Source organism: Rathayibacter sp. VKM Ac-2804 (assembly GCF_009866655.1).
Classification (GTDB): Bacteria; Actinomycetota; Actinomycetes; order Actinomycetales; family Microbacteriaceae; genus Rathayibacter.
In genome coordinates, this window is sequence record NZ_CP047420.1 from 2938011 (window position 1) to 2951680 (window position 13670).

The following is a 13670-nucleotide window of genomic DNA, read 5'->3' on the forward strand; positions in this document are numbered from 1 at the left end:
CACCCCTGCACCCTCCCTCGAAAGGCCGCACCATGGCGCTCCCTCCCCTCGACACCACCCCGATCGACCTCACGCAGCGCCTCGCCGGCAAGGTCGCCGTCGTCACCGGCGGCGCCAGCGGGATCGGCCTCGCCACCGCGACGCGCTTCGCCCGCGAGGGGGCGCGCGTGGTGATCGCCGACGTCGACGTCGCGCGCGGCACCGAGGTGGCCGAGGCGCTCGGCGGGATGTTCGTCCGGGTCGACGTCACCAGCGAGGCGGAGGTCGACGCCCTCTTCCAGGCCGCGGTCGACGCCTACGGCTCGGTCGACATCGCCTTCAACAACGCGGGCATCTCGCCGCCCGACGACGACTCGATCGAGACCACCGAGCTGCCGGCCTGGGAGCGCGTGCAGGACGTGAACCTCAAGTCGGTCTACCTCTGCTGCCGCGCGGCGCTCCGGCACATGACGAAGCAGGGTCGCGGATCGATCATCAACACGGCCTCGTTCGTAGCGGTGCTCGGCTCGGCGACCTCGCAGATCAGCTACACCGCGTCGAAGGGCGGCGTGCTCGCGATGAGCCGCGAGCTCGGCGTGCAGTTCGCGCGCCAGGGCATCCGGGTGAACGCGCTCTGCCCGGGCCCGGTCAACACCCCGCTGCTGCAGGAGCTCTTCGCGGCCGACCCGGTGCGGGCCCAGCGGCGGCTCGTGCACATCCCGGTCGGGCGCTTCGCCGAGCCGGAGGAGCTCGCCGCCGCGGTCGCGTTCCTCGCCAGTGACGACGCCTCCTTCATCACCGGGGCGACGTTCCTCGTGGACGGCGGCATCTCCTCCGCCTACGTGACCCCGGAGTGAGCGCGGACACGGGGGCGGGCGGGGCGGACGCCGACGCGGAGGGCCGCCCGGCGGCCCCCGCGGCGAGCGCCGCGGAGGCGGTCCTGCGACGGCTGCTCCGCGGCAACGCCTTCGAGGAGACGGTGCAGCGGCTGATGCAGACGGTGAACCTCGGACTCGTCGCGCCGGGCGAGCGGCTGCCCGCCGAGCGCGAGCTCGCCGCGCGGCTCGGCGTGGGGCGCGACACCCTGCGCGACGCGATCGCCTCGCTCGCGGACGCGGGATACCTGGTGGTGCGGCGCGGCCGGTACGGCGGGGCCTTCGTGGCGGAGGAGCTGCCGGCGGCCCCGGTCGGCCGGCGCGGCTTCGACCGGGCCGAGATCGACGACGTGGTGGGGCTGCGCGAGATCCTCGAGGTGGGTGCTGCGCGGCTCGCGGCCGGAGCGGATCTGACGGCCGCCGACCGCGAGCAGCTGTTCCAGGCCCTTGCGGACGTCGAGGGCGCGAGTCCCGAGGACTACCGGCGGCTCGACTCCCGGCTGCACCTGACCATCGCCGAGCTGGCCGGCGTCCCGTCGCTCCTGCCGCTCGTGGCGGAGAGCCGGACGCGGGTGAACGCGCTGCTCGACGACATTCCGCTGCTGCCGCGGAACATCGCCCACGCGGACGAGCAGCACCGGGCGCTGGTGACGGCGATCCTGACCGGGCGGGCGGCGGAGGCGGCCCGGCTGATGACCGAGCACGTGCACGCCTCCGCGGCACTGCTGCGCGCGTTCCTGACCTGAGCCGGGAGCGGCCGCCCGGTCAGCTGACGTCGGTGCCCGTCGCGATCGCGACGAACGGCACCAGCAGGCCGAGGAAGAGCAGGGCGACGACGAAGAGCGCGACGAGGCCGATCATGACCGAGTTGAGGACGATGCCCCAGACGGCGAGCGTGCGGCCGGTGGGCTCGCGGCGGAGGCCCAGGATGCCGAAGACGAGCCCGGCGACGGGGGCGATCACCGTGAGGCCGAAGAAGACCGAGGTGACACCGAGGATGAGGCTGGTCAGCGAGAACGGAGTGGACGGGGCCGGGTCGGCGGCGACGGGCGGGACGCCGTACGGGGCCGGGTGCTGGGCGGCGGGCCGCTCGGACTGCGGGCGCTGCTGCTCGGCCTGCGGACGCTGCTCCGGCGCGGGATCGGTGAGGACGGCGGTGGAGCCGTAGACCTCGGTCGGCTGCTCGTCGGCGGGGGTGCGGGTGGACGGGGTGGACTCGGCGTTCGACACGGTCGGTGCTCCTTCTGCGGGGTGCGGTGCCGGGGGCGCCCGGCGATGCCTCCACGCTACGGAGGACGCGGATCCACCCCCATCCGGCTAACCCCCGGGCGGGAGGGGGAACCCCCCGCTCGCTCCCGGGGGCCGGTGCGAGACTGGGACGACCGGCGGTGCGCCGGGACGATCGCGAGGGAGCGGCCGCGGATGGACGACGACGAGACGCTGCGCCGCCGCCGCGACGGCCGCGGGGCCCGCGCGATCTGGCTCGCCGGACTCTCCGCGCTCGCGGGCTTCGTGATCCTCTCCCCGCTGATCTCGGTCACGGCGACGGTGCTGGCCTGGGGCGCCCGGCGTCGCGGCGGCACCCTGAGCGACCGCAACGGCGTCGTCGCCGTCAACTGGCAGCTGACCTACCTCGCGCTGCAGCTGATGCTCGTGCCGCTGCACCTCGCGCTCGTCTCGGTCCGCGACACCTGGGGCGGCGGCTGGCCGACCCTCACGATCGCGGCCATCCTCGGCCTCTTCGTGCTGAACCTCGTCCTCTGCGTCGTGCTCGGCGTCCGCTCGGGTCGCGGCCGGAGCGTCCGCCTCGTCATCGCGGTGCCGTTCGTCCGTTCCTCCCGGCCGGTGCGCTGACCGGACACGCCACCCGCCCTCTCTACCGGATCAGCACTTGATCGCGCCGTGGATGATCCCCCCCAGCAAGCCGACCGTCGCCGAAGTGATCGCGCCGGGCCCGGTGATCGCCCCGACGAAGCCTCCAACGGCGGCGCCCGCAATGCCCGATTCCGAGACGCAGTGGCCCCACTCCTTCGAGCTCCAGTCGCTGGAGAGGGTCAGTGCCGCCGCACCGCTCAGTTGTGAAGGAGCGAAGTGGAAGGTGATCGTGTCGGAGTCATCGACCGTCCAGCTACCCCTCACGGTCTGCTTGCCTTCGACACTGACCTTGGTGGGAAGGGCTTCCGACGTGACGTTCCCGTCGGTGACGCGGACCTTACCGTCTTTGGACTTCACGGGTCTGGCTCCGCCGCCGACGTCGAAGGTGACGGTCGAGGCGGTTGTGCGCTTCACCGTCATCTCGACGTGACCACTGGACTGCACCTGTGCCGGTGCGTCCGCTGCGGTCGACGCCGCGGCGACGGGTGCTGCGCTCAGCACAGCCGCGCAGACGACCATCGCCGTCACTGCCGTTTTCGCGATCTTCATATGGTTGCTCCTCTTGATCGGTTCACCGGCGCTGATCGCGCCGGAGGTTGAGCAGGGTGCAGATGATGAGAACGACGATCGAGCTGACCAGGATCTTGACGAGCAGATCCCATGGGTCGGTCGCGCTGACGGCATCAGCGACGGTGTTGCCGCAAAACGTCCCGACGAAGAGCAGCACGAACAGCGACCAGGGCTCGAGCTTTCTCCACGTCGGCTCCTGCTTCCGTCGATCCGCTGGCTGCTCTGAGTTCTTCATCACGGGAACCATACCGAGATGGCTACGACGCGCTTGCCATCGGCGGCGGTCCTCCGGCATTGGCGCGCGACGTCGCCTCATCCGCCAGCGGTCAAGATCTCCGGTGGCCAGTCCGGCCTCGGAGCAGGAGCCTGCACGAGCGCGTCGAGCCCGCCAGCGCGGGATGGCAGGCTGGTCGGGTGACGCCGATCGCCTTCCCCCCGCCCGTGTCCGTGGTCGCCGACGACGGGACGCGGATCGCGACCTACGCGCTCGGCGACGAGGGGGCGCCGACCGTGCTGGCGGTGCACGGGTTCGCGTCGAACGCGGTGCTGAACTGGGAGACGGCGGGCTGGCTGCGGACGCTGACCCGCGCGGGCTACCGGGTGGTCGCGCTCGACCAGCGCGGGCACGGCGCCAGCGAGAAGCCGCATCGCGCCGGCGCGTACGGGGTCGACCTGATGGTCGCCGACATCGTGCGCGTCGTCGAGACCTACGACCTGATCGCTCCGCACTACCTCGGCTACTCGCTCGGCGCACGGATGGGCTGGGTGCTCGGGCTGGAGCATCCGGAGCTGCTCGGGACGCTGAGCCTGGGCGGGCTCACGGTCGGCGAGCCGCTGCGGCACTTCGACGCGGCGGCGGCCCGGGCGCGGGTGGCCGACGGCGGCGAGATCGACGACCGGTTCACGCGCGCCTTCATCGGCATGGCGGAGGGCGTCGCCGGGAACGACCTGGCCGCGCTGGTGGCGGTGGCCGACGGGGTGCGCGGCGGGGCGCATCCGGAACTCGGCGCGCACCCCGACCTGCCGACGCTGATGGTGACGGGCGGGGCCGACCCGATCGCGCCCGGTGGGGCGCGGCTGGCGGAGGAGGCCGGGGCGCGCTTCGTCAGCGTCCCGGGTCGCGATCACACGAGCACGGTGCCGGCGCGGGCGTTCAAGGACGCCGTGCTGGCGTTCCTGGCGGAGCACGCCTGACGCGTGCGGGTGGGCCGGCGTGCGATCCGCAGGCGATCCCGGCGGGAGCGCGCTCGCGTCCGCGCGGGGGCGCCGGCGAAGCGCCGGATCACCTGCAGATCGGACCGGGACCGCCCGTGGAGGCGCGCGGCGTAGCATCGCGGCATGCTTGCGATCCGCGTCGAGAACCCCGGCCCCGACTCCCGCCTCGTGCTCGGAGAGGTGCCCACGCCCTCCCCCGGACCGGGCGAGGTGCTGCTCCGGGTGACCGCGGCGGGCGTCAACCGCGCCGACCTCGGGCAGCGCGCCGGCGTGTACCCGCCGCCGGCCGGCGCCTCGGAGATCCTCGGCATGGAGGTGTCCGGGACCGTCGTCGGCCTCGGTCAGGGCGTGACGGGCGTCGCGGAGGGCGACGAGGTCTGCGCGCTGCTGTCCGGCGGCGGCTACGCCGAGCACGTCGTCGTCGATGCGGGACTGCTGCTGCCGGTGCCCGAGGGCGTCGACCTGATCTCGGCCGCCGCGCTGCCCGAGACGACCGCGACCGTGTGGTCCAATCTGGTCCTCGTCGCCGGGCTCCGCGCCGGCGAGACGGTGCTGATCCACGGCGGCGGCAGCGGGATCGGCACCACGGCCATCCAGATCGCCTCCGCGATCGGCGCGCGGGTCGCGGTGACGGCCGGCAGCCCGCGGAAGCTCGACGCCTGCCGTGCGCTCGGCGCGGACATCCTGATCGACTACCGCGAGCAGGACTTCGTCGAGCGGATCGCGGCCGAGACCGAGGGCGGGGTCGACGTGATCCTGGATCCGGTCGGCGGTGACTACCTCGCCCGCGACGTCGAGGTGCTCGCCCTCGGCGGCCGGGTCGTCTTCATCGGCAACCAGTCCGGCGCGCAGGGCTCCCTCGACATCGGGACGCTGATGCGCAAGCGCGCGGCGGTGCACGCCACGACCCTCCGGGCCCGGCCGCTGGAGGAGCGGCGCGCGATCATCGGCGCGGTGCGGGAGAACGTGTGGCCGCTGGTCGCGGACGGCACCGTCCGGCCGGTGGTCGACGAGGTGATCCCGCTGGCCGAGGCCGAGCGGGCGCACGAGCGGATGACCGCCTCCGGGCACATCGGCAAGCTGCTGCTCACGCCGTGACCGCGCGCTGACCGCGGAGCATCAGCCGAGACTCCTCGTCGACCGCGATCGGTAATGAAGGGGCGGCTCAACTGATGCTCTGCGGCGCGGACGGGTCAGACCGCCGCGCGGAGCAGGCCGAGCGAGCGGTTGATGCCGTCGACGTCGACGCTCGCGGGGTCGAACGTCGCCTCGGGGGCGAGCCCGAGGGCGTCGAGCGCCTCCGCGTGGTCGGCGGACGACGGGTCGGTCGCGGCGCGGACGGTGTCGGCCCAGGCCGCGGGGCCGCCGGGGGCGTCGAGCGGAGCCGCGCCGCGCGCGCCGGTGCAGCGCGGCAGGGCGGCGCCGAGCGGCGACACCGACTCGAGGCGGATGACGTGCCGCCACTCGTCCTCGAGGTCGTAGACGTAGAACAGCTCGTCGCCGACGCTCTCGAGCACCTCCGCGAGCGCGACGCCGCCCTCGTCGACCAGGTCGGAGCCGAGCTCCTCCGCGTCGGCCGGCGAGCCGATCGGCGCCTGCTCCTCGTCGGGCACGCCGACGCTGAAGAAGTGCGGCTGGGCGTCGGTCCAGCCGAGCGAGAGCTGCAGGGCGAGGTGCAGATCGCGCAGCGACGACTCCGAGGACAGCTCGAGTCGGCGCCAGACGACCGGCTTGGTGCCGAGCAGCGAGACGTGCAGGGCGTAGGCGGAGTCGGTGTCCTCGGTGGCCTCGTCGAGGATCTCGAGGCGGGTCGCGTCGCGGGCGCCGAGCAGGACGATGCTCGCGCGGACGACCGAGGCGAGGACCGGCTGCAGGCCCTCGGGCAGCACGTAGCCGAACTCCGGCGAGTGCAGCAGCAGGCCGAGCTCGGCGGCGTCGTCGAGCATCCGCTCGGCCGCGCCGACCATCCGCTCGCGCTCGTCCAGGGCGTCCTCGAGCGAGACGTCGAGGTCGGCGGCGAGCTCGTCGACCAGCTCGCCGACGACGAGGCCCTCGTGGATCTGCGCCTGGCAGGCGACCGCGATCCGCACCAGCACGGCGTCGGTGGTGGTGATCGCGCGCTCGCGCGGCGAGAAGGCGCCGTTCTCGGTGTCGGCGGCGGCGAGCGCCTCCTGCGCGCTGACGAGCCAGAGCTCGACGAAGCGGGCGATGTAGGCGATCCGCTCGACCGAGGCCTCGTGCGCGTCGGAGCTGCGCCAGAGCGGTGCGGACTCGCCGAGGCTCGCGGTGGAGCCGTCGGCGTCGAGCACGGCGGAGGCGACCAGCGCGTCCCACCAGGCCGAGACCGGGATGCGGACGGCGTCGTCGCTCGGCGAGGAGCCGGCGGAGGAGACTCCGGCCTCGACGACGATCTCGCGGGCGGCGCGCTCGGAGACGGTCGCTCCGTCGGTGGCGGCGAGGTGCTCGACGACGACGTCGGCCGCGTGCACGAGGGCGGTGGCGCGTGCGGCGGAGAGCATCTCGGCGTCCGGGACCTCGTCGAACTCGAGCAGGTCGTCGAGGACGGCCTCGACGAAGGAGCCGGCGAGGTCGAGGACCTCGTCCAGCACGGCCTGGCACTCGTCGAGCTCCTCGTCGGTGCCGGTCCAGAGGTCCTCGTCCGTCAGGAAGTCGAGGAAGTGCTCGACGACCTCGGCGACGGTGAAGAGGGTGTCGTCCAGGTCGGCCTCGCTCTCCTCCCCGGAGAGGTCGGCTTCGATCTGGTCGAAGACGGCCTCGAGGAGCTCGGCGTCGGGCTGGGCGAACGAGCCGCGCGGGCGGAGGTCGCGGGTCATGGCGAAGAGGTCGGTGAGGACCTCGACGGCCTCGTCGACATCGAGGTGCTCGTGCAGGACGGCGACGTCGGCGAGGTGCGACCGGTACCAGCTGCGGAACCGCACCATCAGCGCGGTCTCGGCGGTGCGGCCGCCGCCCTGGCCGCCGGAGCCGCCGGAGCGCCCGTTCCCGGATCGTCCCTGATTGCGCTTCTTGCCCATCGTTCCTCCGCGACCGCTCCCCCTCGACGACGGAGCAGTACAGCCTACCCAGTGCGGGCGAGCCGGGTCACGCCCGCGGGGCTCCCCGCGGTGAACGCCGGGCGAACGCCGCGCGCGCTCGTCGCGCCTCCCTCGGCGCGGTCTCCCGGGTCGATCCGTCGCGAACGGCGGTGTCGCGCGCGTCGACAGGTGCTTCCCCGACGGATCGATCGGTGCGTCGGCGGTGCGGCCGCGCGCGGGTCGGCGTAGCGTCGGGCCATGGGTGCATGGAGTGGAGAGCCGTTCGGCAACGACACGGCGAGCGACTGGGTCTACGAGCTCGACGAGGCCGGCGACTGGCAGTACGTCCGCGAGGCGCTGGACGCCGCGGTCGGGCCGGCGCAGGTGGACGCGGATGCGGCGACCCTCGCGATCGCGGCCGCCGAGGTGGTCGCCCGCGGACTCGGCCGGGAGGGCGGTCCGCACGCCGACACGATCACGCACTTCGTGCAGCGGGCCGGGCGTCCGGACGACGAGCTCGTGGCGCTCGCCCTCGCTGCGCTGGCCGCCTCCGACTCGCCCGGCAGCGAGCTGACCGAGCTCTGGGAGGAGGCCGACCCGGAGGAGTGGCGCGAGGCCAACGACGCGGTGCGGAGCGTGCTCGAGGAGGCCTGATCGCGAGTGCCCCTTCCGTCTGCAGCGACCCGCGCCTCCCGCCGCACTAGCGTGGCGAGGAGCGGCCGGAGCAGGTCGCGACGAGAGCGACGAGGGGCGACGATGCCGGACTTCACCACGGACGACGGGGTCCGGCTGAACTGGACCGAGCAGGGCGACCCGGCCGGGCGGCCGGTGGTGCTGATCGCCGGGTTCAAGGCGCCGGCGACGAGCTGGAAGCCGCAGCAGGGGCCGCTCGCGGAGGCGGGCTACCGGGTGATCTCGTTCGACCGGCGGGGGCACGGGCTGTCCGAGCGGACGGAGGCCGGCGCGACGATGCTCCGGCACGGCGCGGATGTCGCGCAGCTGCTCCGGCACCTGGATCTGCGCGGCGCGGCGCTGGTCGGCGGGTCGATGGGCGGGAACTCGATCTGGGCGTTCCTGGCCGGCACCGCGGGAGGCGCGGCGGGAAGCACCGACGAGAGCACCGGAGAGAGCGCCGGAGAGAGCCGCGTCGACCGCATCGTGATCGTCGACCAGACACCGCGCATGCTCAACAGCGACGACTGGCCCTACGGCTTCTACGACTACACCGAGGCGAACCGCGACACCCTCTTCGCGACCACGATCCCGGATCCCGGCCGCTGGAGTGTCGCGTCCAAGGGGCCGGTGCGGATCGCGCGGCTGCTGAAGGCACTCGGCGGCGGCGAGCGCCGGGAGCTGACGGGGACCGAGCGGCGGCTGCTGAACGACCACGCGAGGGCCGACTGGCGTCCGGTGATCGCGCGGACGAGCGTGCCGGTGCTCTTCGTCGCCGGGCGCGAGAGCGAGTTCTGGCCGGCCGAGCACGCGGCGGCCGCGGCCTCGCTCGCTCCGCGGGGCGACTCCCTCGTCATCGAGAAGGACGGCCACGCGGCGAACATCGAGCAGCCGAAGGCCTTCACCGCGGCGCTGCTGGAGTTCCTGGCGCGCTGATCTCGGGAGAACCGACAGCGGGGGCTCAGCCCGGGAACGCCTTGCCCGGGTTGAGCACGCCGAGCGGATCGAGCGCGTCCTTGATCGAGCGGTGCATCCCGAGCACGCGCGGGCCGAGCTCGTCGGCCGCTCCCGGCAGCTTGAGCAGCCCCACGCCGTGCTCGCCGGTGACGGTGCCGCCGAGGTCGAGGCAGTCCTCGACGATGCGGTCGAAGGCGCTCTTCGCCCGGGCCTTCGCGGCCTCGTCGCCCTCGGGCGCGATGATCAGCGGGTGCAGGTTGCCGTCGCCGGCGTGGGCGATGGTCGCGATGACGACGTCGTGGTCGGCGGCGGCCGAGCGGATGCGGGCGAGCATCTCGGGGACGGCGCGGCGCGGCACGCAGACGTCCTCGGTGAGCACCGGACCGAGGCGCTCGAGCGCCGGGTAGGCCAGGCGGCGGGCGAGGAAGAGCCGGTCGACCTCGTCCTGGTCGGTGGCCTGCTCGACCGAGAGCGCGCGGGCGCCGGCCATCAGCGCCTCGACGCGGTCGGCGGCGGTGCGGCCCGCCTCCCCCGGCTCGTCGACCTTGGCGAGCAGCAGCGTGTCGACGCCGTGCGGGAGCCCGAGGTGCTGCCAGTCGTCGACGGCGCGCAGGCAGGTGCTGTCGATGATCTCGAGGGCGGAGGGGATGATGCCGGCGGCCGAGATCGCGGCGACCGCGACTCCGGCGTCCTCGAGCGAGCCGAAGGAGCCGACGATCGCGCGCTGCTCACGGCCCGCGAGCGGGAGCAGGCGGAGCGTCAGCTCGACGATGATGCCGAGTGTGCCCTCCGAGCCGACCATCAGGCCGGTGAGGTCGTAGCCGACGACGCCCTTCGCGGTGCGGCGGCCGAGGCTGACGAGCGAGCCGTCGGCGAGGACGACCTTCATGCCGAGGACGTAGTCGCGGGTGACGCCGTACTTCACGCAGCAGATGCCGCCGGCGTTGGTGGCGGCGTTGCCGCCGATGGTCGAGATGGCGGAGCTGGCCGGGTCCGGCGGATACCAGAGTCCGGCCTCGGCGACGGCCGCCCGCAGCGCGTCGTTGATCACGCCGGGCTGGGCGACGACGAAGCGCTCGTCCGCGTCGATCTCGAGGACGGCGTCCATCCGCTCGAGCGAGACCACGAGGCAGCCGGCGAGCGCGTTGGCCCCGCCGGAGAGGCCGGTTCCGGCTCCGCGCGGGACGACGCTCAGACCCGCGCGGGCGGCGACGCGGACGGCGTGCGCCACGTCCTCCGCGCTCTCGGCGAGGACGACCGCGAGCGGCAGGCCGTGGGGCGCCCACTCGGCGTCGTCGTGGCGGTAGGCCTCGCGGACGTCGGCGTCGGTGAGGACGCGGTCGCCGAGCAGCGTGCGCAGATCGGCGAGCACGCGGTCCCCGGCCGGTGGCCCGTCCTGGGTCCGCTTGTGATCCTGGGTCTGCATCGGCACCGTCTCCACGACGGACGAACCTACACCCGGCGCCTGCGGCCTGCGGCTCACCGGGCCCTCACGCGCCGAGCCCGGTGATCAGGGCGCGGTGGAAGAGCTCGCCGCGCTCGAGGGCCGCGATGTCGGCGCGCTCGTCGACGCCGTGGATCGCGGCGCGCTGCTCCTTCGTCATCAGGAGCGGTGCGAAGCGGTACACCGCGGGGGCGAAGCGGTGCAGGTGGCGGGAGTCGGTCGCCGCGTTGATGACGTAGGGGACGACCGCCGCCTCGGGGTGCGACACGGCGAGCGCCGCCCGCAGCGCCGCGAAGGGGGCGCCGTCGCTCGGCGACTGCGGCGACGGGTCTTCCCCCAGCACCACCTCGACGGTCACCTCGCGGTCGCGGATCCGCCGGCGGACGCGCTCGGCGGCCCCGGCCGCGGTCTCCCCGGGGGCCAGGCGCAGGTTCAGCACGGCGGTCGCCTCCGCCGCGAGCACGTTGTCGGCGGTCCCCGCGCGGAGCATCGTCGGCGCGATCGTGGTGCGGACCAGGGCCGCCGTCTCGCCGCCGAGCGCCGCGAGCACGGGCGCGGCCAGCTGCGGCCGGGCGCCGAGCAGTCGGTAGAGCGCGCCGCGGGCGCCGGGTGCTCGGTCGGCGAGGAGCGCGAGCGCGCGGGCCAGCGCCTCCGGGACCCGGGCGGGGAAGGTCGAGGGCGTGACCCGGGTGATCGCCCGCGCCAGGCGGCCGACCGCGGTGAGTCGCGGCGGGGCGGAGGCGTGACCGCCGGCGGAGCGCGCGGTCAGCCGGAGCGTGAGCAGGCCCTTCTCGCCGACGCCGATCATCGCGACCGGCCCGACGACACCGGGCAGCGGCGCCTCGACGACGGCGCTGCCCTCGTCGAGCACGAGCCAGGGAACGATCCCGCGCTCGTGCAGCGTCTCGGCGATCGCGCGGGCCGATGCCCCGCGCACCTCCTCGTCGCCGCCGAAGGCCAGCAGGACGTCGCGGGCCGGCACGACGCCGGCGGCCAGGAGGTTCTCGACCGCGTCGAGCACGACGACGAGCGGGCCCTTGTCGTCGAGGGCCCCGCGGCCCCACACGGCGCCCTCGACGATGTCGCCGCCGAAGGGCGGATGCGTCCAGGCGGCGGGGTCCTCGACCGGCACCACGTCCAGGTGCGCCATCAGGACCAGCGGGTCCGCACGGGAGTCGCGGCCCGGCCAGCGGTAGAGGAGTCCGCGGTCGGTGATCCGCTCGGGCTCGAGATGCTCGTGAGTCAGGGGGTAGAGCTCGCGGAGCAGCGCGAGCGCCTCGTCGACGGTCTCGAGCTCGGCGGAGACGGTGCGGAGGCGGATCAGGCGCGCGAGCCGCTCAGGCAGACCTTGACGCGGAGTGTTGTCGTGCAGGGGGTCCTCGATCCGTCGCGGGGCGTCCGCTCATCGTGGCGCACGGGGTGGCGCCCGGGGAGACGGACGCGGCGTCGTCCGGGAGCCCTGCGGGTCGACCGGACGGGACGAACGAGCGTCCCGCTCGGCTCCGGAGACCCTCGGGTCCGGGTCCGAGCACTGGCCCGCGTGTTTCGAGCATGAGAAATCACGCAGCGATCTCGCGGCAGGGGTTGCGCCTGGCGCCCGTTCTCGTTGGAATCACCGGATGACCGAAACGACGAACGCCGCCGCCAGTGCCCCCGCGAAGGGCGGAGGGTCGCTGAAGAAGGTCATCACCGGCCCGCTGCTCTTCGCCTTCATCGTCGGCGACACCCTCGGCGCCGGCATCTACACGCTGGTCGGCACGATGGCCGCCGACGTCGGCGGGGTGATCTGGCTGCCGCTGCTGATCGCGCTCGTCATCGCGCTGCTGACCGCCGGCACCTACGCCGAGCTGATCACCAAGTACCCGCACGCCGGCGGTGCCGCCCGATACGTGGACCGGGCGTTCGGCAAGCCGTACCTGTCGTTCCTGGTCGGCTTCCTGATGATGGCCTCCGGCATCACGACCGCCGCCTCGCTCGCCAACGCGTTCGCCGGCGACTACCTCGGCGCGCTGCTCGACGTGCCGCCCGCGCCCACCGCGATCGTCTTCATCGCGATCCTCACGCTGATCAACCTGCGCGGGGTGAAGGAGTCGCTGACCGCGAACCTGGTCGCCTCGGTGATCGAGGTGAGCGGCCTGGTCATCGTGATCGTCTGCGCCGCGATCTTCTTCGGCGGCGGCAACGGCGACGCGGCCCGCGTCTTCGAGTTCAACCCCGACGTCGCGCCGCTGCAGGGCGCGTTCGCCGCCTCCATCGTCGCCTTCTTCTCCTTCCTCGGCTTCGAGGCCGCGGCGAACATGGCCGAGGAGGTCCGCAACCCCTCGAAGGTCTACCCGCGCGCGCTGTTCGGCGCCCTGATCACCGCCGCCGTGGTCTACCTCCTGATCGCCCTGGGAGCCGTGATCGTGCTGCCGAACGAGGAGCTCGCGGAGTCGACGGGCCCGCTGCTCGACGTGGTCGCGGCCAGCGGAGTGGCGGTGCCGCCGTGGCTGTTCGGCCTGATCGCGCTCATCGCGATCGCGAACGGCGCGCTGCTGTTCATGGTGATGGCGAGCCGGGTGGGCTTCGGACTGGCGAAGTCGGGCCTGATGCCGAGCGCCTTCGGCCGCGTCCTGCCGAACCGCCGCACCCCCTGGGTCTCGATCGTCGTGGTCGGCGGGGTGACCATGCTGCTCAGCCTCGTCGGCGATGTCGGCACGCTGGCCGAGACGACCGTGCTGCTGCTGCTCCTGGTCTTCATCTCCGCGAACATCTCGGTGCTGGTGCTGAAGAAGGATCGCGTCGACCACCCGCACTACTCGGTGCCGCGCGTCGTCCCGGTCCTGGCGATCATCGCGAGCGTCGTGCTGCTGACGCAGCAGACCGGCGTGGTCTGGCTCGGGACCGCCGGCTACGTGGTCGTCGGGACGCTGCTGTTCCTGGCGACGCGCTTCGGCAAGAAGAAGCACGCGGAGCAGACCGCGGCGGCCGAGAGCGAGGACGCGGACCGCTCCTGAGCCGGAATCGGCGCGTCGGCCGCGCACGATCTCGGCTGAGAGAGGTGGGCGT

General features: G+C 73.8%; 14 protein-coding genes. 8 read left to right on the forward strand and 6 right to left on the reverse strand.

The genetic code is table 11. The annotated features are described in order from the left end of the window. Positions 1-32 precede the first annotated feature (32 nt). Positions 33-836, forward strand: coding sequence for a 3-oxoacyl-ACP reductase (locus GTU73_RS13800; protein WP_133963194.1), 804 nt, complete (start codon positions 33-35; stop codon positions 834-836). Further along, the gene (locus tag GTU73_RS13805; RefSeq protein WP_347877738.1) at positions 833-1600 is read left to right on the forward strand and encodes an FCD domain-containing protein; all 768 of its coding nucleotides are present in this window, start codon (positions 833-835) and stop codon (positions 1598-1600) included. The genes GTU73_RS13800 and GTU73_RS13805 overlap by 4 nt, the downstream gene beginning before the upstream one ends. Before the next feature lie 19 nt (positions 1601-1619). On the opposite strand, the gene GTU73_RS19370 is transcribed toward GTU73_RS13805, so the two are convergent. Continuing rightward, positions 1620-2084, reverse strand: coding sequence for a DUF4190 domain-containing protein (locus GTU73_RS19370; RefSeq protein ID WP_244231642.1), 465 nt, complete (start codon positions 2082-2084; stop codon positions 1620-1622). Positions 2085-2276: 192 nt separating this feature from the next. Here GTU73_RS19370 and GTU73_RS13815 point away from each other — a divergent pair, with 192 nt between their 5' ends. Then, positions 2277-2708 (forward strand): DUF4870 domain-containing protein, encoded by a 432-nt coding sequence (locus GTU73_RS13815; protein WP_160090309.1) that lies wholly within the window; start codon positions 2277-2279, stop codon positions 2706-2708. Between the two features lie 30 nt (positions 2709-2738). On the opposite strand, the gene GTU73_RS13820 is transcribed toward GTU73_RS13815, so the two are convergent. Both GTU73_RS13820 and GTU73_RS13825 read right to left on the reverse strand, forming a co-directional pair. Further along, positions 2739-3278 (reverse strand): hypothetical protein, encoded by a 540-nt coding sequence (locus GTU73_RS13820; protein ID WP_160090310.1) that lies wholly within the window; start codon positions 3276-3278, stop codon positions 2739-2741. Between the two features lie 22 nt (positions 3279-3300). Next, positions 3301-3534 (reverse strand): hypothetical protein, encoded by a 234-nt coding sequence (locus GTU73_RS13825; protein WP_160090311.1) that lies wholly within the window; start codon positions 3532-3534, stop codon positions 3301-3303. 179 nt (positions 3535-3713) lie between these two features. Between GTU73_RS13825 and GTU73_RS13830 the strand changes: the two genes are divergently transcribed. Then, positions 3714-4493 (forward strand): alpha/beta hydrolase, encoded by a 780-nt coding sequence (locus GTU73_RS13830; RefSeq protein ID WP_160090312.1) that lies wholly within the window; start codon positions 3714-3716, stop codon positions 4491-4493. Between the two features lie 144 nt (positions 4494-4637). After that, positions 4638-5612, forward strand: a complete 975-nt coding sequence (locus tag GTU73_RS13835; RefSeq protein ID WP_160090313.1) for an NAD(P)H-quinone oxidoreductase — start codon at positions 4638-4640, stop codon at positions 5610-5612. A 95-nt stretch (positions 5613-5707) separates the two neighbouring features. Here the strand turns inward: GTU73_RS13835 and GTU73_RS13840 are convergent, their stop codons facing one another. Continuing rightward, positions 5708-7549, reverse strand: coding sequence for a plasmid pRiA4b ORF-3 family protein (locus tag GTU73_RS13840; protein WP_160090314.1), 1842 nt, complete (start codon positions 7547-7549; stop codon positions 5708-5710). A gap of 258 nt (positions 7550-7807) precedes the next feature. Here GTU73_RS13840 and GTU73_RS13845 point away from each other — a divergent pair, with 258 nt between their 5' ends. Continuing rightward, positions 7808-8203, forward strand: a complete 396-nt coding sequence (locus tag GTU73_RS13845; protein WP_160090315.1) for a DUF4259 domain-containing protein — start codon at positions 7808-7810, stop codon at positions 8201-8203. A gap of 102 nt (positions 8204-8305) precedes the next feature. Next, entirely contained in the window at positions 8306-9157 is an 852-nt protein-coding gene (locus tag GTU73_RS13850; RefSeq protein WP_160090316.1) for an alpha/beta hydrolase, read from the forward strand. Between the two features lie 25 nt (positions 9158-9182). On the opposite strand, the gene GTU73_RS13855 is transcribed toward GTU73_RS13850, so the two are convergent. Both GTU73_RS13855 and GTU73_RS13860 read right to left on the reverse strand, forming a co-directional pair. Continuing rightward, entirely contained in the window at positions 9183-10604 is a 1422-nt protein-coding gene (locus GTU73_RS13855; protein WP_160090317.1) for an FAD-linked oxidase C-terminal domain-containing protein, read from the reverse strand. A gap of 64 nt (positions 10605-10668) precedes the next feature. Then, complete coding sequence (locus GTU73_RS13860) at positions 10669-12006, reverse strand: M20/M25/M40 family metallo-hydrolase (RefSeq protein ID WP_347877756.1); 1338 nt, start codon at positions 12004-12006, stop codon at positions 10669-10671. A 235-nt stretch (positions 12007-12241) separates the two neighbouring features. On the opposite strand from GTU73_RS13860, the gene GTU73_RS13865 reads away from it, so the two are divergent. Next, positions 12242-13618, forward strand: coding sequence for an APC family permease (locus GTU73_RS13865; RefSeq protein ID WP_160090318.1), 1377 nt, complete (start codon positions 12242-12244; stop codon positions 13616-13618). The last annotated feature ends 52 nt before the right edge of the window (positions 13619-13670 follow it).

Excerpts from the sequence above, each read along its gene's own strand:
- GTU73_RS13800 (WP_133963194.1), top strand. The coding sequence starts at position 33 with ATGGCGCTCCCTCCCCTCGACACCACCCCGATCGACCTCACGCAGCGC.
- GTU73_RS13815 (WP_160090309.1), top strand. The coding sequence starts at position 2,277 with ATGGACGACGACGAGACGCTGCGCCGCCGCCGCGACGGCCGCGGGGCC.
- GTU73_RS13820 (WP_160090310.1), bottom strand. The coding sequence starts at position 3,278 with ATGAAGATCGCGAAAACGGCAGTGACGGCGATGGTCGTCTGCGCGGCT.
- GTU73_RS13825 (WP_160090311.1), bottom strand. The coding sequence starts at position 3,534 with ATGAAGAACTCAGAGCAGCCAGCGGATCGACGGAAGCAGGAGCCGACG.
- GTU73_RS13835 (WP_160090313.1), top strand. The coding sequence starts at position 4,638 with ATGCTTGCGATCCGCGTCGAGAACCCCGGCCCCGACTCCCGCCTCGTG.
- GTU73_RS13840 (WP_160090314.1), bottom strand. The coding sequence starts at position 7,549 with ATGGGCAAGAAGCGCAATCAGGGACGATCCGGGAACGGGCGCTCCGGC.
- GTU73_RS13845 (WP_160090315.1), top strand. The coding sequence starts at position 7,808 with ATGGGTGCATGGAGTGGAGAGCCGTTCGGCAACGACACGGCGAGCGAC.
- GTU73_RS13850 (WP_160090316.1), top strand. The coding sequence starts at position 8,306 with ATGCCGGACTTCACCACGGACGACGGGGTCCGGCTGAACTGGACCGAG.
- GTU73_RS13855 (WP_160090317.1), bottom strand. The coding sequence starts at position 10,604 with ATGCAGACCCAGGATCACAAGCGGACCCAGGACGGGCCACCGGCCGGG.
- GTU73_RS13865 (WP_160090318.1), top strand. The coding sequence starts at position 12,242 with ATGACCGAAACGACGAACGCCGCCGCCAGTGCCCCCGCGAAGGGCGGA.